This is a genomic window from Olivibacter sp. EAT-5 (assembly GCF_044784325.1).
GTDB lineage: Bacteria > Bacteroidota > Bacteroidia > Sphingobacteriales > Sphingobacteriaceae > Olivibacter > Olivibacter oleidegradans.
In genome coordinates, this window is the sequence record NZ_CP173028.1 from 5,195,335 (window position 1) to 5,219,088 (window position 23,754).

General features: G+C 40.6%; 20 protein-coding genes. 10 read left to right on the plus strand and 10 right to left on the minus strand.

The window, feature by feature from the left end; translation table 11 throughout:
• Positions 1 to 44 precede the first annotated feature (44 nt).
• Positions 45 to 482 (plus strand): nuclear transport factor 2 family protein, encoded by a 438-nt coding sequence (locus ACH11B_RS21730; RefSeq protein WP_013667351.1) that lies wholly within the window; start codon positions 45 to 47, stop codon positions 480 to 482.
• Positions 483 to 485: 3 nt separating this feature from the next.
• Here ACH11B_RS21730 and nfi read toward each other — a convergent pair whose 3' ends face one another.
• Both nfi and ACH11B_RS21740 read right to left on the minus strand, forming a co-directional pair.
• On the minus strand, positions 486 to 1,205 hold the full coding sequence (gene nfi, locus ACH11B_RS21735) for a deoxyribonuclease V (protein WP_130855711.1): 720 nt from the start codon (positions 1,203 to 1,205) through the stop codon (positions 486 to 488).
• 6 nt (positions 1,206 to 1,211) lie between these two features.
• The gene (locus ACH11B_RS21740) at positions 1,212 to 2,417 is read right to left on the minus strand and encodes a DUF763 domain-containing protein (RefSeq protein ID WP_377608641.1); all 1,206 of its coding nucleotides are present in this window, start codon (positions 2,415 to 2,417) and stop codon (positions 1,212 to 1,214) included.
• Between the two features lie 294 nt (positions 2,418 to 2,711).
• Between ACH11B_RS21740 and ACH11B_RS21745 the strand changes: the two genes are divergently transcribed.
• Positions 2,712 to 3,164: a VOC family protein gene (locus tag ACH11B_RS21745; RefSeq protein ID WP_130855709.1), complete on the plus strand. Its 453-nt coding sequence runs from the start codon at positions 2,712 to 2,714 to the stop codon at positions 3,162 to 3,164.
• A 456-nt stretch (positions 3,165 to 3,620) separates the two neighbouring features.
• Here ACH11B_RS21745 and ACH11B_RS21750 read toward each other — a convergent pair whose 3' ends face one another.
• Positions 3,621 to 5,045, minus strand: coding sequence for a sugar MFS transporter (locus tag ACH11B_RS21750; protein ID WP_377608638.1), 1,425 nt, complete (start codon positions 5,043 to 5,045; stop codon positions 3,621 to 3,623).
• 105 nt (positions 5,046 to 5,150) lie between these two features.
• Positions 5,151 to 6,122, minus strand: coding sequence for a TIGR01212 family radical SAM protein (locus ACH11B_RS21755; protein WP_289553340.1), 972 nt, complete (start codon positions 6,120 to 6,122; stop codon positions 5,151 to 5,153).
• 204 nt (positions 6,123 to 6,326) lie between these two features.
• Between ACH11B_RS21755 and ACH11B_RS21760 the strand changes: the two genes are divergently transcribed.
• Positions 6,327 to 6,500: a hypothetical protein gene (locus ACH11B_RS21760; RefSeq protein ID WP_013667357.1), complete on the plus strand. Its 174-nt coding sequence runs from the start codon at positions 6,327 to 6,329 to the stop codon at positions 6,498 to 6,500.
• Between the two features lie 87 nt (positions 6,501 to 6,587).
• Positions 6,588 to 7,397: a hypothetical protein gene (locus ACH11B_RS21765; protein ID WP_377608635.1), complete on the plus strand. Its 810-nt coding sequence runs from the start codon at positions 6,588 to 6,590 to the stop codon at positions 7,395 to 7,397.
• On the opposite strand, the gene ACH11B_RS21770 is transcribed toward ACH11B_RS21765, so the two are convergent.
• The 4 genes from ACH11B_RS21770 to nagA form a co-directional block, all read right to left on the minus strand.
• A complete protein-coding gene (locus tag ACH11B_RS21770) occupies positions 7,394 to 8,278 on the minus strand; it encodes an alkaline phosphatase (protein WP_130855706.1) in 885 nt (294 codons plus the stop codon). The two genes, ACH11B_RS21765 and ACH11B_RS21770, sit on opposite strands and share 4 nt — an antisense overlap.
• Before the next feature lie 165 nt (positions 8,279 to 8,443).
• Positions 8,444 to 9,445 carry an acyl-ACP desaturase gene (locus ACH11B_RS21775; protein ID WP_041387628.1) on the minus strand — a complete coding sequence of 334 codons (1,002 nt, stop codon included), beginning with the start codon at positions 9,443 to 9,445 and terminating at the stop codon, positions 8,444 to 8,446.
• Between the two features lie 181 nt (positions 9,446 to 9,626).
• Positions 9,627 to 10,940: a PepSY-associated TM helix domain-containing protein gene (locus ACH11B_RS21780; RefSeq protein WP_377608632.1), complete on the minus strand. Its 1,314-nt coding sequence runs from the start codon at positions 10,938 to 10,940 to the stop codon at positions 9,627 to 9,629.
• A gap of 82 nt (positions 10,941 to 11,022) precedes the next feature.
• Complete coding sequence (gene nagA / locus ACH11B_RS21785; protein WP_377608630.1) at positions 11,023 to 12,126, minus strand: N-acetylglucosamine-6-phosphate deacetylase; 1,104 nt, start codon at positions 12,124 to 12,126, stop codon at positions 11,023 to 11,025.
• Between the two features lie 136 nt (positions 12,127 to 12,262).
• On the opposite strand from nagA, the gene ACH11B_RS21790 reads away from it, so the two are divergent.
• Genes ACH11B_RS21790 through ACH11B_RS21805 form a run of 4 tightly spaced genes read left to right on the plus strand, consistent with a single transcriptional unit; the run spans position 12,263 to position 17,053 of the window.
• Positions 12,263 to 13,060, plus strand: coding sequence for an N-formylglutamate amidohydrolase (locus tag ACH11B_RS21790; RefSeq protein WP_377608628.1), 798 nt, complete (start codon positions 12,263 to 12,265; stop codon positions 13,058 to 13,060).
• Between the two features lie 4 nt (positions 13,061 to 13,064).
• A complete protein-coding gene (locus ACH11B_RS21795; RefSeq protein WP_289553346.1) occupies positions 13,065 to 14,909 on the plus strand; it encodes a flavohemoglobin expression-modulating QEGLA motif protein in 1,845 nt (614 codons plus the stop codon).
• Between the two features lie 51 nt (positions 14,910 to 14,960).
• Entirely contained in the window at positions 14,961 to 15,962 is a 1,002-nt protein-coding gene (locus tag ACH11B_RS21800; RefSeq protein ID WP_013667364.1) for a glutathione synthetase, read from the plus strand.
• Between the two features lie 47 nt (positions 15,963 to 16,009).
• Positions 16,010 to 17,053 (plus strand): flavin reductase family protein, encoded by a 1,044-nt coding sequence (locus ACH11B_RS21805; protein WP_149105731.1) that lies wholly within the window; start codon positions 16,010 to 16,012, stop codon positions 17,051 to 17,053.
• Between the two features lie 388 nt (positions 17,054 to 17,441).
• Here ACH11B_RS21805 and ACH11B_RS21810 read toward each other — a convergent pair whose 3' ends face one another.
• Positions 17,442 to 18,302 carry a hypothetical protein gene (locus ACH11B_RS21810; RefSeq protein ID WP_377608623.1) on the minus strand — a complete coding sequence of 287 codons (861 nt, stop codon included), beginning with the start codon at positions 18,300 to 18,302 and terminating at the stop codon, positions 17,442 to 17,444.
• A 429-nt stretch (positions 18,303 to 18,731) separates the two neighbouring features.
• Here ACH11B_RS21810 and ACH11B_RS21815 point away from each other — a divergent pair, with 429 nt between their 5' ends.
• Positions 18,732 to 20,672 (plus strand): ATP-binding protein, encoded by a 1,941-nt coding sequence (locus ACH11B_RS21815; protein ID WP_404273987.1) that lies wholly within the window; start codon positions 18,732 to 18,734, stop codon positions 20,670 to 20,672.
• Positions 20,669 to 21,292 (plus strand): response regulator, encoded by a 624-nt coding sequence (locus ACH11B_RS21820; RefSeq protein ID WP_377608619.1) that lies wholly within the window; start codon positions 20,669 to 20,671, stop codon positions 21,290 to 21,292. The genes ACH11B_RS21815 and ACH11B_RS21820 overlap by 4 nt, the downstream gene beginning before the upstream one ends.
• A gap of 76 nt (positions 21,293 to 21,368) precedes the next feature.
• On the opposite strand, the gene pbpC is transcribed toward ACH11B_RS21820, so the two are convergent.
• Positions 21,369 to 23,732 (minus strand): penicillin-binding protein 1C, encoded by a 2,364-nt coding sequence (pbpC, locus tag ACH11B_RS21825; RefSeq protein ID WP_377608617.1) that lies wholly within the window; start codon positions 23,730 to 23,732, stop codon positions 21,369 to 21,371.
• Positions 23,733 to 23,754 lie beyond the last annotated feature (22 nt).

Here is a 23,754-nt window from a genome sequence, read left to right on the forward strand (position 1 = left end):
TAAAAAAGTAAAATTGCATATGTTTGTTAAAAAAACAAGCACTTATGCTAAGACCAAAAATTCTCCTATTCTTAACTATGATTGTATCAGGTACATTGGCCTATGGTCAAACTGCCGAGGAAAAACAGCTTTTAAAAGCCGTAGAAGATCTTCGTTTAGCCATGATCAGTGGTAACCGGCAGGCGCTCGACGCGATAGCTGCCGACAAGCTAAATTATTGGCATTCAAGCGGCAAACATGAAGATAAGGCGGCTTTTATAGAGAGTCTCACATCAGGAAAATCGGATTTTTTAAGCATTAATTTAAGCGAACAAACAATCAATATATCAGGGGACGTGGCTACCGTTCACCACATCTTGAGCGGAGAAACGAACGACGGCGGTAAACCCGGCACCGTAAGAATCGGCGTATTACTGGTTTTTCAGAAGCAAAGTGGAAATTGGAAGTTATTTGCCAGACAGGCCTTTAAACTGCCTTCATAACTTTTAAAATAAAGTGTCATTTGTCGTCAATTGAAAGAATCCTTCTTTCAATTGACCCGTTCTAAATAAGTTGACAAATTCATGCGCTTTCCTTGTTGGTTCAGGAAGTCGATAAGTGCCTATACAATGCATGGCGATGTGCAAGCTGTCTTCTATACTGAGATGGTTACCCGGCGAAATATACACCGGTTTAACGTAGTTTTTGGTTCTTAATACATACCCCAACAGTTCCTCCTTATGCTTAAGTGGACTAAAGCTATACTTCACGGCCGAGGGCTCCTCGAAATTTCCATATAGTTTCTTCTTGGCACAACCAAGCGTGGGAATGTTAATTAAAGCGCCTAAATGCGCTGCAATGCCCAATCTTCTGGGATGGGCAATGCCATGACCGTCCACCATGATGACATCAGGCTTCACGGTCATTTGAAGAAAAGCCTCCACTAAAGCAGGAACCTCCCTAAAGGCCAGAAAACCGGGAACATAAGGAAACGAAGTTTTGCTCTTTACCAACGAGTAAGCTAAAGGCTTTAACGTGTTAAAATCAAGCGTGACAATTCCTGCATAAATAATATCACTGAAGCGGTTAAGTGATATGTCAGCACCGGCAATCGTTTTTATCTCCTGCTCCAAGGGTGAATGTACCAAGGAATTCTGTAATTCCTTTTGCATGGCAGTTGCTTCGGATATGGTTATGTTGGTATAATCCAATTGTTTGTTATTCATAGGTATCTAAAACAGACTTAACTGAATCTTTGTTTGTTTTGGTTTCTGTTCTCTTCCATAAACGGTTCGTCCGTCATATTGCCAAGAAACAGCCTTCTCTTTAGCTACTAGCTGATCCAATTGATGGTTAGGTATAAAGTCTTTTTCTTTTTGCAAGGCTACTTTCGACAAATTCTTAATGGCTTCTGAACGCGCTTTGAATCCGATTTTTGCCTTCTCCAATGCCTGTTGAAGAATGGCTATGGATTCGTCGTATATTTTTGTCGGTACAGGAAAAGGATGCCCATCTTTACCACCATGAGCGAAAGAAAAACGTGCCGGGTCTTCAAAACGACTAGCTGTACCATGAATAATTTCACTGATTAATGTGAGCGATTGCAGTGTTCTGGGCCCGAGTCCTTCCAACAAAAGCAACTCTTCCATCGTCTGCACGGCTTGCTCCTCAGCCAATGCCAGCACAGTACCTAGACGCTTTAGGTTTACATCTTCTTTCCTTACATCATGATGAGAAGGCATGATAATTTTTCTAGCCTCCTGTAGAATATAATTCGGGCGCTCCTTTGTAATCGCCAGTATTGCTTCCCTTGTCAATGCGGCATTTCGGTCGGTCAGATTTAATATTTGACCTTGGTTATCTCCATAAATGAAAGTATGCGGCTCCTCGATAAAAGAATGAACCTGCGGAGCATGCCAATGATAACGTCGAGCCAATCGAGTTTCGGTATTCATTCCTTGCTGAACAATTGCCCAGCTTCCATCAATACTTAGTACAAAAGAATGTAAATACAGCTGAAAGCCGTCTTGAATGGCTGTATTGTCGACCTTTGCAGCAAGCTTGCTATGCTGTACAAGCTTGGTGCCATCCAAACCGGTTGCAGACGCAATGCGGAGAAGCTCATCCGGTGTTTTCAAAGAATGTTTGCCCCTCCCACCACAGATGTAGATGCCTAACTCTTGTGCTCTTTTGTTTATAGAAGCTTTTAATGCTCCCATAACGGAAGTCGTAATGCCGGAAGAGTGCCAGTCCATCCCCAATACACAACCCAGCGATTGAAACCAACAGGGGTCACTCAATTTACGAAGAAACATATCTCGTCCGTATTCCACTACAATGGCTTCCGCAATCGCACCGCCTAAAAGACTCATCCGTTGCGCTAACCATTTGGGAACATGCCCATAATGTAAGGGCAAATCTGCCTGTCCTCCTCTCATATCAAATTCTTTCAGCAGGCAATTTACTAAAAAAAATAGCAAAACAACAACAGTAATTATTTTTTTGCGAAACATCTGATTGAACGAAAACATAGAAACCAGTTTGCATAAATTTCCTTATATTGCCGCCCGGTTATAACGATAGATCGACAAACCACTTTATAATGTAATTACCGCAAGGCAATAAAATGAATTTATGCTAATTACCTTCGATGAGTGAGCGGGGTCCGACTCGCTCTATACATTGAAGGCTATTTACTAACGAATTTTTGGCCTTGCATTTAGAAAATTAACATGAAAATTACTGGAATTCTATTGACAAGCTTTTTGTTTTTTGGGACAGGTATGTTGCAAGCCCAAGAAAAGAACACGCTAAAGTTGAATCATATCGCGGTATACGTAGAGAACCTACAAAAGAGTACTGCTTTCTATAAAAATGTCTTGCAACTTACCGAGATTCCTGAACCCTTCCATGATGGCCTACATACTTGGTTTACCTTAGGCCAAGCCGGAAGTTTACATCTTATTCAAGGTGCTAAAGGAGGCGTGGAACGAGAAAAGAATGATCACCTATGTTTTAGTACAAATGATATAGACAAATTTATTCGCAACCTGGAAAGTCATCAAATCAGTTATTTCGACTGGCCCGGAAACAAAGGCAAAGTTACAACGAGGGTAGATGGTATCCATCAGATATATTTTCAGGATCCGGACGGGCATTGGATAGAAATTAACGATGAACAATAAACCGATTTGTGAGTAAGTTAAGTCGGTAATACGTTAAGTAGTTAAATAGTCAGGTAGTTGAGAAATTAAAGACTACTCGTCGTTTCTTCTTGCCGTAAGGACGTAGGAATGTCATCGTAAAGTCGGTAATACGTTAAGTAGTTAAGTAGTTAAGTAGTCAGGTAGTTGAGAAATTAAAGACTACTCGTCGTTTCTTCTTGCCGTAAGGACGTAAAAACGTCATCATAAAGTCGGTAATACGTTAAGTAGTTAAATAGTCAGGTTGTTGAGAAGTTAAAGACTACTCGTCGTTTCTTCTTGCCATAAGGACGTCATCATAAAGTCGGTAATACGTTAAGTAGTTAAATGGTCAGACATTAAGATCATGACCATTCAACTAGGCCTGTACCGCTGCTGCTACTAATTCACTACTCAACTACTCCCCTACTCAACGACTTTATTAGACGATTCAATCGGTTAATGCCCACCTGCCACAGGCCCTGTTTGCTCGACATGCTTAAGCTTTTTTGAACAGTAGATACCGAAACCAAAAATGTAAACATAACAAACGACCGGTAAAATCAATGAAAGTTGAACACCTAATTGGTCTGCTAATGCGCCTTGAATTACAGGAACAATGGCACCACCTAAAATAGCCATAACCAATAGCGAAGACCCTTGGCTTATATATTTACCAAGGCCCGCGATTGATAAGGTATATATATTAGAGAACATGATCGAATTGAATATACCAATTCCTAAAATCGAATACATCGCATAAGCGCCTGTATTTACAATACTGGAAATCAGCAACAAAACATTAATGCCGGCGAATATAGCTAAAGTACGTGCCGGCGCTGCCTTTCCAATTAAAAAACCAAGCAAATTCAACACTATGAATACGAGGAAGAAGCTTACTTGCGAAAAGGTCAGATCGACTAAACTAAAAATTAACAGAAATACAAGCGTTGCCATTCCTACCATATAAATAAGTTTCTTGCCGAAATCGATATTGTGATTAAGATAGATAGCGCCTAAGAATCGGCCAATCATCGCCCCTCCCCAATAAAGTGAAAGATAGTTTTTACTTATAGATTCGGTAAAGCCCATAATCTGCTCTTGCTCAAGGAAACTGATGATAAAACTGCCGATGGCTACCTCCGCACCTACATAACAAAAAATTCCGAGGACACCTAAACGCAAATGTGTAAATTTTAATGCACCTAATCCTTTAACATCTTTTTCTTCATCACTTGACTCAAAAGAAGGCAGCTTAACGGTCGAGATAAAGACGGCTACCAATAATAAAATTATAGCGAAAATAAGGTAAGGAATACGAGTAGCTTGCGGACTAATGGAGTCACCATCTGCAAAAAACTCAAATATAAGATGTCCTCCTAATACAGGGGCAATGGTAGTCCCCAGCGCATTAAAAGCCTGTGTCATATTGAGTCTGCTAGAAGCACCATCTTCGGGGCCTAACAAAGAAACATACGCATTCGCGGTAATCTGTAATATAGTAAAACCCAAACCCAATACAAAGAGCGCCGTTAAAAACAATCCATATAACGAGGTAGTAGCTGCGGGCCAAAACAATACACAGCCTACCGCAGACAAGATAATGCCGGCGATAATAGATTTTTTATAACCGATTTTGTTCACCGGATCACCCCACTTGGAAGACACGACAAAATAAATCAATGAGCCAATAAAATAAGCACCAAAAAAACAGAATTGCACCAGCATGGATTCAAAAAAACTCAAGCTAAACAACTGCTTTAAATAGGGTATTAAGATATCATTCATGCAGGTTATAAATCCCCACATAAAAAATAATATCGTTAATGTAATCAGTGGCACCACATAGCGCTGGCCGGAGGAAGGGGTTTGGATATTACTCATGAATAGTACGTTTAATATAGTTTTTTTCCAATACGCATTGAAAGTATGCTACGAATATACATTTTTGGATTTTAAAAACAATTGAATTAATGCGAATAAATCGATTTAAAACGTATTAGCAGTGTTTTGAACAGGTATGAATCGAGATCCCTGTACCGCCTCCCTTTTTTCCAGCTGTTTGTCGATGTAGGTCTGGATACTTGATTTACCAAGTCCCCAATTAGGCGCAATAAGCAGCTCTTGATCAGCCAGCCCAAAAAGGCGCTGTATAATAATATCAGGACGCAATAGCGGAATAAATTCACAGAGAAAATCGGTGTAAGATTCCAAGCTAAAGAGTGGAAAGGGGTTGCGTTTATACTGAACACCCATAATGGATCCTTCCACAATGTGCAGGTGATGTAATTTCACAAATTTGATTTGCGGAAACCGGTTAATTTCGTCAGCATACTTTAGCATCATCTCTTTTGATTCCCAGGGAAAACCAAAGATGGTGTGAACGCAAATATCAAGTGGGCTATTTTGTACCAGATTGAGTGCCACTTCGAGCTCTTCATGCGAACATCCCCGATTGATTCGGTTTAATGTATCATTATAGATCGATTCCATGCCCATCTCTAAATCCACATCAAACCTATCGGTATAACTTTCCAACAATGCAACCTTCTCAAAATCTATGCAATCCGGCCGCGTACCTACCGATAATCCTACTACATTTTCCGGTGCAATACTCAAAGCTTCATCATACATGGCTTTCAAATAATGAACAGGGGCGTAGGTATTTGTATTCGGCTGAAAATAAATGACAAATTTCTCAGCGCCGTAACCCTTGATGGCCCGTTCAATCCCTTGTTCTACCTGCTCGCGAATTGTCGGCATCTTTCGGGCGCTTTCCGGGGTAAAGGAATCAACATTGCAATAAGAACAACCACCAAATCCTTTACTCCCATCACGATTAGGGCAAGTAAAATTACCGTCGACGATAATTTTAAAAACGCGCTTATCATCATATTTCTTTTTAAGATATGCGCCATAATGATTGTAAGGCTTTATTCCCGAATCTAATAGAGTTCCCATAATAAACGCAAAGGTAGTTATTTCATGTGTAAATAAATCGTTTTTCTATCAGACCTCGATCCTGGAAAGGAAATGTCAACAATCTAAACTTTTCATAATACGGGGCAGCCTTTCTCGGATATTTCACTTTGTAATAAACAATTATACCGGCTGCCTGTTACTTAAAAACAAATCAGGTTAAACGTCAAAAGAAAGGAGCTTAACATGAAGTCAGGACAAAAATCAGCCACGCAAAAGACCCCATTTGTAGGAACGACAACAGCTGACAAGTCTTTCAAAGATCAAAAAGTATTAAAACGTCATCAAGGCTTGCCAAACGCAGGCGCCCGCTCGGCCGATTCAGGCGCCCGAACGGATAATGAGAAAAACAAGAACTGACAACGATATGATTCGATAAGATCATTACTTTGAACCTTTATTTTTACTTTTACCGACAAGGTATTAATAAAGTTTCAAATACGTTATATGTTCCGAAGAAAGAAAGCGCTCATCATCGGTTGTGGATGGGTTGGATTTCGGTTTGCCCAAAAGCTACTGACATTAAATTTTGAAGTAACCGCCACCACAACCTCTGAGCACAAAATAAATGCGTTGGAGGCTGAAGGTATTTCGCCCCTACTGCTAGATTTTAATTTCGAAACTGATTCAGAAACAGTAGCTGTTATTAGTAGTCTACATTATGATCTTGTACTCGTAAGTGTGCCCGCTAAAAAACGTGAGCATCAGCAGACTTGTCTAATGAAATTTGAGCGCCTGGCTAAGTTTCTTCAAAAGATCCAAGCAAAATCGATCATTTATTTAAGCTCTGTTGGTATTTATCCGAGTGCACCTTATCTCATCAATGAGACAAATATTCTAAATTCATCACTCGATCCCAAATTGTTCCAAACAGAGCAGACGCTCGCGATGCGGGTTAATAAGCTGAATATTTTGCGCCTAGGCGGTATATTTGGCGATAACCGCATTCCCGGCAAACACTTCAGCGCTAAAGTATGCGAAGTTGGCAACCAATTTGCAAATTATATCCACCTAGATGATATCATGGCAATCATTTTATGCTTGTATCATCAACGTATCGAAGGCCAACTCTTTAATGCAGTCTCACCACTCCATCCAAGTAAAAAAGAAATCACACTACAAATGGCGGAGAAATATGGCTTCGCACCTCCGAGTTCGTTCGAAAACGTTTCATTTGATAAAAAGGTCATTTCTCCCGCAAAATTAATCTCTGATTTAAACTACCAATTTATATACGAAAACCCGTTGGACTACTAGTCAAATGCTTCCTTGACGGCTTTCCCACGCCAAACAGCAGGCTCCTCCAGTCCAAGTATCCAGGCTATGGTTGAGGCCGTGTCGTAGGTTATGATGGGACTAGATAACTCGTGTCCTTTTTTAACGCCTACACCATGAATGATCCAAGGTATTTGAACCTCATCCAATGATTTTCCACCATGTCCCTTATCTTTACCGCCGTGGTCTGCAGAAACTATTATAATCGTTTCATCAGCAATACCAGCTTTCTGTACCGCCGTTACAATAGCTCCTATTCGCTCATCTACCTTATGAAGCGCTTTGTAATAAGCCGGTGTGCGATGGCCTATATTATGTCCCGTGTGATCCGGTTCGTCAAAATGAATAAAGGTAAATAGGGGCTTGTTTTCCGTAATTGTCTTTACGGCTTCTTTCAAACAAAGTTCTTCGTCGTCGTTCGCAGGAAACGCCTTGCTTATGGCAGCCTTTTCAATCAAATAACCAATTCCCGGCCAGCTATATACAGCAGCGGTATATTCATTAGGCCGTTGATCTCGAATGATGCTGAAAATACTTGGGAATAGTTTATAGCGTGTGGTATAAATTGAAGGGATTTCCGGTGTTTTGCTTCCCCACTCCGTATAGCCATGTAATGTTGGCCCTGCTCCCATTAACATAGAAGCCCAATTGACCGCGCTCGAAGAAGGCAATACTGACCTGGCTTTTAATGTCCAAGCTCCTGTTTCCATGAGCTTTTTAAGATTCGGCATATCTGCTTCCGGTAGGGCATATGCTCCAAATCCATCACATCCGATAAGAATAATATGTTTGGCTTGTTTCACTTGCGCATTCAGCGCAAATACAGAGAACAATAGATGCGTTAAAATGATTAGTTTCTTCATCTGAATATTTTATATAATTCGAACGACTAAACTAATGTTTTAATATTAACAAACAAAGTTTATAAATACCAAAAATAAACGCAATCGATTGCCCAATTTCAACAAATAAAAGGGGATCTAAAAGTATCACTTCTTAGATCCCCATCCCATATTTTACTCTTTCATTTACCTATCGCCATGAATCCACTTAAAATTGTATTGTTTCACCGGATTTTTCATCCGTTCGGCAATACGAAGCAATCGATCGGGTAAACGCATAAGGTAATCCCGAGCTTTTTCGCCGGCTTCATTCAAATTGGTCATCGTATCTACTTTCCACTCGTTCAACAGGTCTTTTAAAATATCAACATAATCAATCGCTGTGTAGACTCCCAAACGCTGTGCTGCATCGGAAAAATGCGAAAAAAGTTCTCCTTGTGGCTCCCCCGCCTCTCTTAGGAAATGCGCCGGCATCACAATTTTCTTTTTCATCATATCTTCAAATGCAACCAATACTTCACTGGCATCAACCTCAGCTGCTTTGGAAATAAATGACATATAAGCTTTTGCATGGCGCGCCTCGTCCGAAGCAATAACACCACACATCTTTGCCAGTAGTTTATCGCCTGCTTGTTTCGCTAAACCGGCCACTCTTCGATGCGAGACGTTGGTGGCCAGCTCCTGAAACGAGGTATAAATAAAGTTTCTATAAGGATCCCGACCGGTACCAATATCAAAGCCATCCTGTAACAGATATTGAACCGAAATCTCGAATTGTTTCATGTCGACTCTTCCGGATAAGTATATATATTTGTTCAGGAGATCCCCATGCCTGTTTTCCTCTGCTGTCCATGCCCGAACCCATTTCATCCACCCACCCTGCTCGTGTTTTTCAACATCTTCCACCATAGTCAACCATGATTCGTAGGTTGGCAAAGCCTCCTCTGTAACTGTATCACCAATTAAAACGGCAACTAAATCATAAGGTAGTTCCTTTGCGCTATCTTGTAGATCCTTAACTTCTTGAAAAAAAGTATCTCGCGATGCGTCGGGTAAAAAATCAGCCGGCTGCCACATTTCCTCAACGGGCTTCAAATATTCACTCATTTCGTTGAGCATAAACGGCTCAAGATAGGTCATTACTTCTTTTCTCGATCCCTCGTGTATCGGTTGCATGGTATTTTCCATATAGAAAACAAATATACACATATGGATATAAAATAACGATTAGCGATTTATACCCATTTTTTTCTTCATTGCTTTCCTAGCAACAAATGCTTTAGTATCAGTGTTTTAAAAACTCCATTAATTTTTTAGTAAAAGTTGTGCAGTGACGAAAATTTATTTTCCCGCTAATCAATAACGTACCTCAGTATTTAGATCCTTTATTGATATTCAACGCCGGCTTATAAGGTCTGGGAATAGGTCGCTTTTGACCCCGTTCGGGCATAAGCTTCTCACTTAGTTCGATGCTTGAAATAGACCTCTGTATTTCACGCGGTATTCGCTTCTTCGTTTTCTTTTTTCGCTTTCCCCACCAAATGATAAAGCCTGTAATTGGCAGACTAGCGCCGATCAGGGATGCAAAGAAGGCAATGACTTTTCCTGTCAATCCCAAAATAGAGCCGACATGGATATCATAATTCATTTTGCGAAGTTTTACGCCAAACGAGGACGTAGCGAAGTTTGCTCCGTATACCTCATGCCGGGGAAGCTGTTTTAATGTGTGCTGGTCAAAGCTATAGGCAATATGGTTATAGTACTGCCCTGCACTCGGATAAATAGTCACATTAATGGTAGATTTAGGTTTTGTTGAATCCGGAAAGCTATAATAAAATCCTTCCGCTCGCGAATGTTCACTAATCACTTTGCTCCATACAATATCCATTGCATTTTTTCCTGTAAAATGTTTCCCCATCTGAAGAGAGTCCGACTCAAGACGCGCAAAATCGGGTAACGAATTTCCTCCTGAAGTTGTCCAATACAAGCCTTTGCTAAACCATTGTATACCGTACACCATGCCGGTACAAGCGATTGCGAAAACAATTAACAATGAATAAAAGCCCAGTACATTGTGTAAATCATAGTTAACCCGTTTAAACGAACCTTTCCATTTAATAAAAAAGCTCTTCGCTCGTGCGCTCTTTGTCCATTTCGCCGGCCACCAAAGTACCATCCCCGTTATAAGAGTAATAACGAATACCAATGTACTGTAATTCACAATTGGGCGACCAATTTCATAAGGTAACCACAAAAAGCGGTGACCATTTAATATAAATCGAAAGAAATCAACTTCCCCCTCTTTTCTTTCACTTACGCTGATAATTTTACCGGTATAAGGGTTCAAACGCAGGGACGTACCCCCGCGACGCCCCTCTCCCATCCCTACATAAATGGCTCGGCCTTGCTGATAAGTTGCATAGGAGACCCTTTTATCCGGAAACTTTGCTGTGGCTATGCGTTGAATCTGAGACGGAGTCAGCACAGGAGCTGCTTGGTGAGTAACGCGCGTTTCCGGTTCAAGGATATAAGTCGTTATCTCATCCTGGAAAACCCAAATGCAACCGGTTAGGCATACAATTATCATCACAATACCCGTGATAAGCCCTAACCAAAGATGAAGCCAGGCTGCTATTCTGTAAAAAAGTGATCGTGATGCGGATTTCCTTACCTTTGTGCTCATTTTAATTGATTAAGAGCTCAAAGATAATGTTATTTAGATTTATTAAAAATAATATCTATAAAATATCTTGCTTTCCCGAATTTTAGCCTTTTAAAACCCGGGCATTTTTTAATTCAGCATCAAAACACGTAAATCGAGCAGGGTAACCGAGCGCTATTTTTCCAATACGATCATGAAGGCCTATAGCTTCCGCAGGGCGACGGCTTGCCATTTCAATAGCTTCTTGTACAGATACACCCAGCTCTTTAATTGCATTTTGGACTGCATCCATGAGAGATATATTAGCTCCTGCAAGATTTCCTTCACTATTTACATATTCTCCATTAATTAATGTTGCATCAAATTCTTCCCACTGAAAACGGGCTTTCTTTTTTCCAAGGAATAAGGCATCTGAAATCAAAAAGAGTTTATCTCGCTTTAATTTATAAGCGATTGTGGCTGCTGAAAAGTCAACATGTTTTCCATCGAGCACAAGGGGAGCATAGATGCGTTCATCGGATAAGACAGCTCCTACCAGTCCGGGGTTCCGATGCTGGAAAGGGGACATTGCGTTAAACAAATGCGTCACCTGGGTAATTCCCAGATTAAAAGCGTTTCTTGCTTCTTCAAATGAGGCATTACTATGCCCCAAAGCCAATGCAATTTCAGAATCCTGCAAGAGAGCGAGTAGATGGTCGTCAAACATTTCCGGTGCAATCGTCATCTGTAAGATAATGCCTTTTCCATATCTCACTATTTCCTCAACCACCGCTCTTTCGGGTTTTTTAATATATTTCAACAGGTGTGCGCCTCTCTTTATCGGATTAATAAAAGGGCCTTCCAAATGCATTCCCAAAATGGCGGATTGTGGATGCTTTTCTATGTATTTTCTAACAGCGTCAATGCCTGCTAAGATGTTATCGATGGAAGAAGTAATAAGGGTTGGCAATACAAACGCCGTCCCATCAGTCAAACACGCCTCTTCAATATCTGATAAACACTGCTCATTCGGATGAGCTGTAAAATGGTAGCTCGCCCCTCCATTTACCTGAATATCAAAAAATCCCGGAGCTATATGCGCTACCCTTTCGTCCGCATTGCCGGCATTTCCTCGATTTATTCCTACAATTAAACCTTTTTCGCAAGTAATCAGTTGATCCGTCAATACCGTTTCACCTGTATAGACTCGATTCGCAAATATTTTCATATAATGATTTCTCTCTTTTTATGGATCTTATACAACCTATCGTTCCTAAAGGAATAGGCTAAAGGTAATGGTTTTAAACGATAAGAAAGCAAAGTGAAACAATGCTTTCTTTTACCTGTTATTTCCCTAAATTATTATGGAGTCTAAAATTCATATATACAGAGCTAAAAGTCCGATCATTGCCACAGCCATTCATGACGGGCATAGTATAGCGCCGTCGCTCCGGTCTAATATGCTTTTATCTGAACACGAACGTATGCGCGAAGAAGACCCCTATACCGCAGAGATGATAAATTTTCCGGTTAATCGAATCGTTGTTGACAATTCACGCTTTATGGTGGACCTGAATAGGCCGAGGGACCGTGCCATCTACCGCTCACCTAATGATGCCTGGGGGCTAGCTGTATGGGCAACGAAGCTTACACAAGAACAGGAAGAGGAAATATTAACTTTTTACGATACATTTTATTCAGAGGTAAAGAAGGTACTGCTTGATCTTATTCAAAGCTACGGATATTTCATTGTTCTAGACGTTCATAGCTACAACCACAGAAGAAAAGATCCTTATATAGAAGCTATATCCAGCGAAAATCCGGAAATAAATATTGGAACGGCCAACAACATTTCTAAATGGAGGCCGATAATAGACACATTTATTGATTCCCTTTCAAAAACAACAATTGATGACCATTTTCCGGACGTTAGAGAGAACATAAAGTTTAAAGGTGGCACATTTTCCAACTGGATATGCTCTCAATATAGCAAATTTGGCTGTGTACTATCCGTGGAGTTTAAAAAGACTTTCATGGACGAGTGGACAGGTCGCGTCAACATAAGCCATTTGATGGACATACAACGCGCTTTACAAGCCAGCATCCTGCCTCTGGAAACCGAACTAAAGAAGTTATACCAAACAGCCTCAACAGATAAATGATCATATGGAGAAAAAGCAAGAAAAGGTTTTGAATCAGATTCAGGACAAGTTGAAAAAAGGTGAACCGATTAGACTTTCCTTACCGGACAAAGGCATACTCAAGATAGACAAACCCGTTCCTTTTCTCCTGGTATACCGTGTTCCTAAAAAGGGCAAAGACAACTTTGCTTATAACCTTGCTAAAACCGAATCATCCTATTTAATTACGTCCGACTATGAAGGAAGCGGTCTGACTGAGCTCTTGAAACTCATCTCTGCATATTTAGCAGACCAATTCGGTGGTTTCATGCTCGTAGAGATCTGGCATCAAGCCAAACTGGACGATAAAGCCTTTACAATAAGGGTCAACCAAAAAGGGACGTTGAGTATGGCGACAAAATTGACTGAAGAACTGAATGCACTACGAATAGGTAATCAAAAAATCACGGCGTCACTCGATAAACAAAAAACGGCTGTTGCTCCCCCGGGACGTTCGCCACTTATTGACAAAAATGTAGCTAAACAATCTGAAATTGTATTAGTCGGTGTGGAAATAGCACCTGTTTACAACGATGTTAAAACCGGCAAGCCCTATCCCTTGTTTATGCGCGAATTACGAGCCGCTTTTGGTAAATCGCTACGCAAAAGCCTATTTGAGTTCGTTCGCACAAATACCTCATATAATGCAACTCACTTTGAAATGCTCGGCACGACAGTGTTAGACGACAAAGTTTGGGAAATTGATAATGAGTTGGCAGAATACAGTAATCTTTTTGATTTTCTCCTGTTAGTGACGCCTATTAACACCATGGATGCATGGAAAAATTTTGCAGAAAATAAGTATCTAAAAGCACCCGTTTTTCATTATCGGCCGATGCCGATAGAGCCTGAGTTGATCAAGCGTAAAATATACAACTTACCTATTGAGGATATTTCTGATCCCACTATCGCCTTCCTTTTCCGGGATAAACGAAAAGAGATAGATCGGATGCTGAATATGATGTTAGAGCGGGAAAAACCGGATTTTATGCACAGTAGCTTACAAATATTCGGCAATATAGACGAACATCTTTTGGATGTTGCTCGCGCCATCCTTGTTGCCGCCGAGCCAAATTACGAACAAGAGAATCAAGATTTATTAAACGCCTGGGAATTCGCACAAATGGCTGAAAATGAATTAATATGGCTTAAAAAACAGGACGCATCCATCTTAACCGCCGTACGCGTACGCGACGATGTTGATGGAGTCATGGTCTCACGTGGCATACTGAACATCAATAAAAGTTACCAAATTTCGAAGCAACGGGCCTTTGCCCTCATTCAGCATGAAATTGGAACACATGTGGTCACATATTATAACGGCAAAGCGCAACCACTCAAACTCTTCTATATAGGCGTGCCGGGTTATGAACAGCTGCAAGAAGGATTGGCCGTCTTTTCAGAATACTTGTGTGGCGGATTAACCAATCAACGCATGCGTATTCTTGCAGCTCGCGTAGTAGCTGTCAATTCCATGATAACAGGGAATTCGTTTGTTGATACCTTTTTTCTGTTAACCGACAAATATCTTTTTACTCCTGAGGCCGCTTTTCATATTACGATGCGTGTATATCGCGGCGGCGGGCTCACTAAAGACGCCGTCTATTTAAAAGGGTTGCTTAATCTAATCGAGTATATCAAACAAGGTAATGACATTGCACCTTTGCTCATTGGCAAAATTCGCCAGGATTACATACCCGTTATTAACGAATTGACATTTAGAGGTTTATTATCAAAAATACCGATCAAACCTCGCTACTTGAGTCGTCCGTATCTAAAGCATATTGAGACAATTAAAAAAGGGGGAAATATTTTCACCATGCTAAACTAAAGAACATCATTCCTGTTATCTTAAAAAATCAATGCCTTAAAACTATTACTGATGAAAATCGCATTTATTGTGAACCAACTAATGAAGGAAACTGCTGTATACACAACAACAGGATTGGCCTTACAAGCCCATAAAATGGGGCACGAAGTTTATTATCTGGGCGTGGGTGATCTTGCTTATTTTAGCGACGAGCAAATGGGTGGACTTGCGCGGAAGGTACCCTCTAAACAATTTCGTTCGCCTGACACCTTCTTACAAGCCATTAAAGAGAGCGAGAAAATTCAGATAAAAGCAGCTGATCTTGACGTGCTACTATTAAGAAATGATCCTTCCGCTGATATCGACAAACGTCCCTGGGCACAAAACGCGGGCATAGTATTTGGCCAATTAGCGCAAAAGCAAGGCGTTTTGGTCTTAAATGACCCCACTAGCTTGTCACAGGCATCCAACAAAATGTACTTCCAGTATTTTCCAAGGGAAGTGCGTCCGGAAACTATTATAACCAGAAGTGTAGCGGATATCGAGGCATTTTATAAGGCCAACGGTAATAAAATTATTCTAAAACCACTTCAAGGATCCGGAGGGAGGAACGTGTTTCTTATCAATAAACAAGAAGTAAAAAACTTAAATCAAATTGTCGATGCCATTTGTCGCGACGGATTTGTTGTTGCGCAAGAATATCTTCCCGCAGCAAAAAACGGCGATATCCGTTTGTTTTTGCTGGACGGTGACCCAATTGTAGTAAATGGCCACTACGCCGCCATTCATCGTCAACAAAAAAAAGGCGAAATCAGAAGTAACATACATCAGGGCGGTACCGCAGGTAAAGCGAGGATGACAAAGAGAATTAAAGAAATTGTAGAACTGGTAGGGCCCAAGCTTAAAAAGGACGGCATGTTCCTAACCGGTTTGGATGTGGTGGGCGATAAGCTAATGGAAGTAAATGTCTTTAGCCCCGGCGGTTTAGTGCATGCTTGTGAATTGTATGATGCCGACTTCTATACTCCCGTCATAAAGGCCATCGAGGATAAAGTTAGGATTCGAAAGGAATAGTTTTGTTCAACAGAAAGGATTTGCTATCTTGGGTGGATAAGAAGGTTATGGACAATCTTTCGATCGTTTTACGCATAAAATCTATTAAAACAGAAGCGCCTGACACGAAGTCCTTCGTTTTGGAATCAGTGGAAAGTAAGCCGCTTGTTTATAAATCAGGCCAATTTTTGACATTATTATTTAAGCACAACAATGGTGAAGAAGTAAGGAGAAGTTATTCAATCAGCTCATCCCCTCTTTTGAGCGAACCGCTCACGATAACGGTAAAAAAAATACCAAATGGCGAATTCTCTCGAAAGCTGGTAGACCATGCGAAAGAGGGGGATCTACTTAATAGCATCGGTGCCAGCGGCCTTTTTGTTCTACCGGATTCTTATGACCGTCATCTGCTTTTTTGTTTTTTAGCTGCCGGCAGTGGTATTACGCCTATATTTTCCCAGATTAAATCTATTCTTTACGGATCAGAAAACAGTGTCATTTTAATTTATAGTAATAAGAACGCGTTTTCAACCATATTTTTGAACGAAATTTTGCGATTGAAAGACGTGTTTAAAGAGCGTTTTATGCTCGAATTACTTTTTAGCGAATCAGCTCCGTTGACAGAGGGTAGGCTGAGCCAAGGCGTTTTGGATCAACTGGCGCAAAAGTACAACCTTTATAAGGATGATCATATTCTTTTTTATCTATGTGGACCGAACGCTTATATGCGCATGATCAATATTAAGTTACGTGCTGAAGGTGTGCGGTCCGACCACATAAAAAAAGAACTTTTTATTGTGGACGCTCCGCTCTATCAACTGCCGGAACCACCTGAAAGGAAGGCGTATCCTGTTACCATACATTATAAGGGAGAAACTTTCACCATTCAGGTTAAATATCCTATATCCATCTTAGAAACCGCTAAAAAACATGGCAAAGCCTTACCCTATAGCTGCGAAACCGGACAATGCGGTACCTGCGCCGCAATCTGCTCTACCGGTAACGTGTGGATGCGCTATAACGAGGTTTTAGGAGAGCATGCGCTTGCTGAAGGTTACGTACTAACTTGCACGGGCTATCCTATTGGCGGCCCTGTGGAATTAACTATTTAGCAAATCACACACATATGGTTAAGCAGGTACGCGATAAAAATTAAAATTCCGCTATAACCTAAAGCCACAATTAATGCCCACCAGGCTCTGTCGCTTTTTTTAATCATTAACGATGCAATGGCTGAGACCAAAGCAATTGGTGCAGGTAATAATACACCATATACCCACAAATTTGTATTTTCAACAACAAATAAGAGAAAAAACCACAGTGCTGCGAAGGCCGACAGTGTCAACGATACATTCGCCAGCCTTTTGGCACGGTATATTGACTTCAACTGATTGTTAACGTAAGGCATATTAATTGTGTTGCGATATTCTCTATCTCAGAAGCAGATAATTTCTGAGCTTTTGCAGTTAGTATACTGCTCAACTGCAAATGCATAGCAAGTTAGTGTAATATCGGAGGCGATGTAGGAGCTGCTCCGTTCTCGTGATCGGAAAAATAGGCTGAATTTTCATCTAGATGGAGTAAACACTTAAACTGTTTTACGGGCCTTAAACGTTGAAGGATTATTCTTTTGCCATTAAGTCCTTCTACCTCAAGTTGCAGCGGAATGCGCTGATTTTCTGTAGCATCGGATAACAAAGCTTCATAGTCGGAATTTAGCGTACCTTTCACAGCAAAGAATCTTTCCCCCGCACCGTCGTTCATGTAAAGACTATCCCCTTTTAGATAGGCCTCCATTTGAAAGGTATCGTAATTCGTGTCGTGATTATAATACAAATACAGGGTATTTGAAGTGGTTGCCGGCTTAAATTCATACACGTCATTTTCCACACTATTGTTGGGGGCGCTCAGGAAGAACGAAGAATGCGCTTTGGGTGTAACACTTAGCCTATTGGTCATACTAAATGTATTTTCATCTCTTAGATGTATTAGCTTCATACTATCGGGATGAAACTCAGGAAGTATCCGAAATGCAGTGCCGGTATTTTGGCTAAAATTTTTGAAGACAAATTCACTTTCCGCTAAAAGTTCTTTATCAATTCCTTCATAGACTATAAACGCATCACGATCGGCGCTCTTTGTTTCTTGGAAGAAAATCTTTTCGCCTTTCTGCTCCCATTTTCCAACAATTGTTCTATCTATTGCACCATAGCTCATAGCAAAAACAAAATGATGTTGCGGCAAGATGTATAGCTCTAAGGCAGCCTCTCTTTGTGATCCATTGTAACTACCGATAAAGGGGCTTTGTCCGTAAGCCATTCCCAGTGTTAGCGTCAGCAAGATCGTTAATTTACTTCTCATTATTTGCAATTAAAAGAATGTGACAACGGATGTTGTCACTTGCACAAAAGTAAGGTTTTAGCGAGCGTAGCAAAATAGCTGAAAATCGGGATTTCACAAACGAGTGTCTTCGAAGCAAATGTGCAGACTACAAAAAAGGCAAGTGAAGCCACTTGCCCGGTTTTTCATGTGTGTTTAATCTAATCTCGATTCAACCTTGCAAAGATATAATTTATTATGCATACATAAAATAGTTGTTTTCAGGTATTTTCCTCATTCGTACAAATGAGCCCATGTCACAGACTAAAAAAACTAGCAGAAATCATGTATTTTTATAAGCTCCCTGAAAATCGGGGTTTTACTATTTGCTTTGTTCCACTTCGTCAAAAAAACTAACTTGCCAAAAATATGAGGTCCACGGTTAGATATACGCTTTTTAGCTTGTTGATTATGACGATTGTTTTGCCCTTGCGCGGTAAACAGCAATCCCCATTAATTGACAGCTTAAAAAGAGAACTCAAAAATGCTCATTCCGATACTTTAAAAGCACGTTTATATGTTGGTATTGGCAGTCATTTAGCCTCGTCCGATAGTTCAGGTGGTTTTCAAGCCCTAAAAAAAGGGTTAAGTCTTGCCTTATCAAGCGGAGAAGACTACTACATTGCCAACGCGTATGCATCGTTGGCAAGATTCTTTCAAATTTATTATTTGCAAGATAGCGCTGAAAGCTATTATCAAAAGGCCGAGCATTTATTGCTACAGTATTCCAATGTCCGAAATCAGAAGCTACTGCTCTTTATTAAGCAGAATCACCTTACGTTAAAAATCAGTAAGGAACCGGATAAAGCCCTCAACGAAGCGCTTTCTCTCGTGCCACTGGCTTACAAAGTAGGTGATCAGGTCACCTTGGGAAATCTATATAATAATATCGGAGTCTGGTTTATGAATATCAGCCAATATGAGAAAGCGATACAGTATTTTAAGAAAAGCGTAGCCGTAAAAATAGTTGAACGCAAACAATATGCGCGATTCGCTTATTCCTACGTAAACTTAGCCGCTTGTTATTATAGAAGCGATCGAATTGACGAGATGAAACCGTACCTGGACGAAGCCAAAAATTATTTATTAAAGGCCAATGATCGTCAGGAAGTGTGGAGCTGGTATTACAACTATCGCGGACTGTACGCCTTCGAAAAGAAGCAATATCAACCGGCGGAGAAAGACTTACTAAAGGGGCTTTCCATCGCAAAAAAAGAGACCGATGCGCTTGCCCAGAGTAATATCTTAGGAACTTTGGTAAAGCTGAAGCAGGCCATGGGTGATAATCAACGAGCTTTAGCCTATGCACAGGAGAACGTTCGCCTAAATTTAAAAGGCAGCCAGTTAGGTGCATTGGATGATTTAGCTGACATCTATGAAAAAATTGGTGATTATAAGCATGCATACGAAGCTAAATCCTTATATGCGCACCTCGCCGACAGCCTAAATGAATCGGAAAAAAAGGCGAACCTGAATGAAATTGAGGAGAAATTCCAAAACGCAAATAAGCAAAAACAAATTTTACAATTACAACATGAAAACGAAGTTAAATCTTTTGCCTTGCAAAAAAATCGCCTTTATACCGGCTTATTGACGGCCACATCTCTTTTATTATTGACCTTAGCTGTCTTGTATTTTCAATCCAATCGTCATCATAAGAAGCAGTTAATACAACATAAAAAGCTACATCAACTGGAGATGGATAAGATCAGTCAGCACAATCAGATATCCTTGTTATCAGCAATGTTAAACGGGCAAGAGTCCGAGCGAACACGAATCGCACGTGATCTTCACGATGGTCTGGGAGGCTTGTTATCAGCATTAAAAATCGAGCTGTCCAGTGCTTTAAAAAAGGAAAATAAATATACCAAGCTTACCGACCCTTTAAAAAAAATTGACTATGCCGTAGATGAGCTACGATTCATCTCGCAGAACTTGATGCCTGAGACGCTCTTAAAATACGGTCTTGGCGAAGCCATTAAGTCGTATTGCTCACGTATGCGAAACAAGGGAATACAACTCATCTGTCAGATATTTCACTATAATAATGAACTAACACAGGAAAAGGAATTGATCTTATATCGAATCATGCAAGAATTGGTAACGAATGCCATTCGTCATGCAAAGGCCAGTACCATTTTTGTCCAACTCTTGAAAAGCGAAGACAAGGTAACGTTAACTGTAGAAGATAACGGGATCGGCTTTGATAAAACACTATTGGTTAAAAACAGAGCGGGCAACGGCCTTACCAATATACTTTCCCGCATCGAATATATTCAAGGCGAGCTCGATGTTCACTCGCAAATCGGCAATGGCACCACTTTCACTATAGAATGTAATATTAAATCATGATAAAGGTTATTATAATAGACGATCATCCCATCGTAATTGACGGTTTAAAGAATTTGTTCTTCACACATGAAGATATTTCCCTGATTGAGTCGTACAAATCAGGAAAAGAGGCCATAGATGCATTGAAAGGAATGGACGTAGACGTCATTCTTTTAGACATCAACCTACCTGATATGAACGGAATTAACTTATGCAGTGATTTAAAGCGAAACCATCCCGGTTTAAAAATAATAGCACTAAGTTTACACAACGAACATGCAGTAATTCGGAGCATGCTGCAGAATGGTGCCTTAGGTTATGTTATCAAGAATGCCCCTGGCGACGAAATTCTGGAAGCGATACGAACGGTTGCGCGAGGACAAAAGTATTTATGCTCTGCTACGCGTACGACAATGGCCAATGCCGAAGCCGATCAACACATAACGGTTCCACTGATAACCCGACGGGAGAAGGAAGTCTTACAGCTTATCGGTAAAGGTCTGACAACACAGCAAGTTGCTGATCAACTTTTTATCAGTCCACATACCGTAGAGAGTCACAGAAAAAAATTGATGGAAAAATTTGAAGTAAACAATATTATTTCCGTCATAAAATTAGCAACTGATTATCGTTTGCTGTAATTACTTGAGCGTTTTTTCCTTGCTTGTTAAATAGGGAAATAGTTTTTTGCGTAAAGCTTAACATCTTAGGGCTAAGCTATTCATTAATTAACTCAATTTTCCTATTTATCTCCATACCATTTTCATCAGTTACAGTGATAAAATAGTTGCCTGATTTTAAATTTAACGGCATCTCATGAAAGGTCTCGGTAGTTCCCAGAAACTCCTTATTCGCATACCAAAAGAGTTTCGTATGATCCAAGGCGTGCGCTACTTTCAGAATTACAGGTTGCACAATTCCGTTAAAATCTTTTGTTAAATAGATTTTACTAGCATAATCCTTCGGATAAATGAAATCCATACGTGCTATCTGTGCTCCCAGGCAATCGGCTCGGAAGGGCGGAAGCACTTTATAATCTGCGTGTTTACTTTTATAGTACCACGCCATAACCGGTGGTAAAACAAACCAACTTTGGGTAACTAGCTGGTCAACAGCTTCGCAACTACTGTTCACGCGAAATCGGCCGGTACGGTCGAGGTGAATCAATTGATGATACGGACAGGTTTTTGTTCGTATACCATTAATCGGAATATAAGCCCTTTGTTTTGGACAATGGTCGGTTGCCAAATAACCGCTTACAGTGCACACTTCCTCTGCTATTAAGTTATCGACCGGACCGGTAAACCAAGTTGTTCTGGGCAGGAGCCGAAAGACATCAAATAATAAAGGAGCTGCACTTCCAACTCCCGTTAGAAGCGGTCGCCCTTCCCCCGTTGCATTCCCTACCCATACGCCCACCACATAGTTCTTGGTGGTACCAATAGCCCACGCATCCCTATTTCCAAAACTGGTGCCTGTTTTCCAAGCAATTTCCAAAGCTGAATCATAAAATTTCCAAGCTTCGTCGCCACTGGGCCTATTCACTTCCTTCATCGCGTTATAAGTCAGCCAAATAGAGCCTGCATCCAAAACCGGTTCCTGCCTGGTTTCTTCACCAAACATCACCTGATTATTCGCATACAAATTCAATTCCGTAAATTCATCTTTACGATATTTGCTACCGATGTTGTAATAATTCAAGGTAGAGGATAAGTTAGCATAGGTGCGACATAAATCCCACAGGTTGGATTCGGCTCCACCTAGAATTAAAGAAAGACCATAGTGGTCGGGATGCTTATTGATATTTTTTAACTTGAACTTCTGTAATTCTTCATAAAATTTATAGATACCATACTGTTGAAGCATTAATACCGCAGGAATATTTAGCGATCTCGCCAAAGCACTATGGGCTGGTACAGCTCCATCGTAAGTTCTATTAAAATTTTCGGGACTATATCCAGCTATCTGGGTTGGGACGTCAGCCACCAAGGTATTTGGCAGTAGCTTGCCATCATTGAGCATTGCGGCATAAAGTAGCGGTTTCAATATACTCCCGGTACTTCTTGGTGCTTCTATGATATCGACGTCTTTTTGATGCCATTTATCAGTCGGCGCATTTCCCACATAAGCCAATATGTTTCTGCTCCTGACATCAACCACTAAAACTGCCAGATTGTAAATTTCATTTTGTTTATATTGGAGATAATATTGTTTAGCCAGTTGATTAACACGTTGTTGAAGACCTAATTGCAGGCTTGTCCTTATCCGTCTTCCACGGTCTGTTTTGGTTAATTTAGCCAGTAAATGTGGAGCAATTTGCGGTAGATCATACGGTTTTTGAGGCAGTGGTTCCGCAAGAGAAAGCGTATAAGTAAGCGAGTCAATCAGTTTTTCATGATAGAGCTTATGTAAAAGATGGTTTCTTTTCTTGAGCAATAGCTGTTGATTTTTTCCCGGGTAAATAAGACCGGGAGCATTGGGAAGGACCGCTAATGTAGCGGCCTCTGCCCACGAAAGCTGGTTTGGGTCTGTTCCAAAGTAACGCCAGGAAGCCATTTCAAGTCCTACAACATTACCTCCAAAGGGGGCATGCGCACCATATAAATTCAGGATTTTATCTTTACAATACCTAAGCTCAAGTCGGGTGGCTAGAAACAGCTCAATTAGTTTTTCCCAATAAGTACGGCGCTTTCCGTTCCTTGAAAGCCTGATTACCTGTTGTGTAAGCGTACTACCTCCACGTACAATGGATTTGGCTCTAGTATTCTGAACCAGTGCCTTGAACATGGCCACTGGATTGAAGCCCGGATGGTAATAAAAATGCTGATCTTCATAATTGACAATGCACTGTTTAAACTTTTCAGGAAGCGAATCCCGCTCAGGAAAACGCCATTGTCCATCAGATGCAATCTTCGCTCCGAGGAGCTGTCCCTGCGTATCCTCAATTACGGTCACATACGGATCGTCAAAAAGCTTTCGGGGCAACGAAAAATAATAAACCAACAGGATGAATAAAACAGCTATACTCTTCTTTTTATTTTGCCCAATCCATTGCTTAACAAGTAGTAACTTTTTTTTCAACAATTCAATTTTTATTTTACGT

What these genes read in the sequence shown, in the direction of transcription:
- ACH11B_RS21745 (WP_130855709.1), top strand. Translation starts at nt 2,712, where the DNA reads ATGAAAATTACTGGAATTCTATTGACAAGCTTTTTGTTTTTTGGGACA.
- nagA (WP_377608630.1), bottom strand. Translation starts at nt 12,126, where the DNA reads ATGAAAATATTTGCGAATCGAGTCTATACAGGTGAAACGGTATTGACG.
- ACH11B_RS21780 (WP_377608632.1), bottom strand. Translation starts at nt 10,940, where the DNA reads ATGAGCACAAAGGTAAGGAAATCCGCATCACGATCACTTTTTTACAGA.
- ACH11B_RS21805 (WP_149105731.1), top strand. Translation starts at nt 16,010, where the DNA reads ATGGACAATCTTTCGATCGTTTTACGCATAAAATCTATTAAAACAGAA.
- ACH11B_RS21765 (WP_377608635.1), top strand. Translation starts at nt 6,588, where the DNA reads ATGTTCCGAAGAAAGAAAGCGCTCATCATCGGTTGTGGATGGGTTGGA.
- ACH11B_RS21795 (WP_289553346.1), top strand. Translation starts at nt 13,065, where the DNA reads ATGGAGAAAAAGCAAGAAAAGGTTTTGAATCAGATTCAGGACAAGTTG.
- ACH11B_RS21790 (WP_377608628.1), top strand. Translation starts at nt 12,263, where the DNA reads ATGGAGTCTAAAATTCATATATACAGAGCTAAAAGTCCGATCATTGCC.
- ACH11B_RS21775 (WP_041387628.1), bottom strand. Translation starts at nt 9,445, where the DNA reads ATGGAAAATACCATGCAACCGATACACGAGGGATCGAGAAAAGAAGTA.
- ACH11B_RS21750 (WP_377608638.1), bottom strand. Translation starts at nt 5,045, where the DNA reads ATGAGTAATATCCAAACCCCTTCCTCCGGCCAGCGCTATGTGGTGCCA.
- ACH11B_RS21755 (WP_289553340.1), bottom strand. Translation starts at nt 6,122, where the DNA reads ATGGGAACTCTATTAGATTCGGGAATAAAGCCTTACAATCATTATGGC.
- ACH11B_RS21770 (WP_130855706.1), bottom strand. Translation starts at nt 8,278, where the DNA reads ATGAAGAAACTAATCATTTTAACGCATCTATTGTTCTCTGTATTTGCG.
- ACH11B_RS21815 (WP_404273987.1), top strand. Translation starts at nt 18,732, where the DNA reads ATGACGATTGTTTTGCCCTTGCGCGGTAAACAGCAATCCCCATTAATT.
- ACH11B_RS21810 (WP_377608623.1), bottom strand. Translation starts at nt 18,302, where the DNA reads ATGAGAAGTAAATTAACGATCTTGCTGACGCTAACACTGGGAATGGCT.
- nfi (WP_130855711.1), bottom strand. Translation starts at nt 1,205, where the DNA reads ATGAATAACAAACAATTGGATTATACCAACATAACCATATCCGAAGCA.
- ACH11B_RS21800 (WP_013667364.1), top strand. Translation starts at nt 14,961, where the DNA reads ATGAAAATCGCATTTATTGTGAACCAACTAATGAAGGAAACTGCTGTA.
- ACH11B_RS21760 (WP_013667357.1), top strand. Translation starts at nt 6,327, where the DNA reads ATGAAGTCAGGACAAAAATCAGCCACGCAAAAGACCCCATTTGTAGGA.
- ACH11B_RS21730 (WP_013667351.1), top strand. Translation starts at nt 45, where the DNA reads ATGCTAAGACCAAAAATTCTCCTATTCTTAACTATGATTGTATCAGGT.
- ACH11B_RS21740 (WP_377608641.1), bottom strand. Translation starts at nt 2,417, where the DNA reads ATGAGAGGAGGACAGGCAGATTTGCCCTTACATTATGGGCATGTTCCC.
- ACH11B_RS21820 (WP_377608619.1), top strand. Translation starts at nt 20,669, where the DNA reads ATGATAAAGGTTATTATAATAGACGATCATCCCATCGTAATTGACGGT.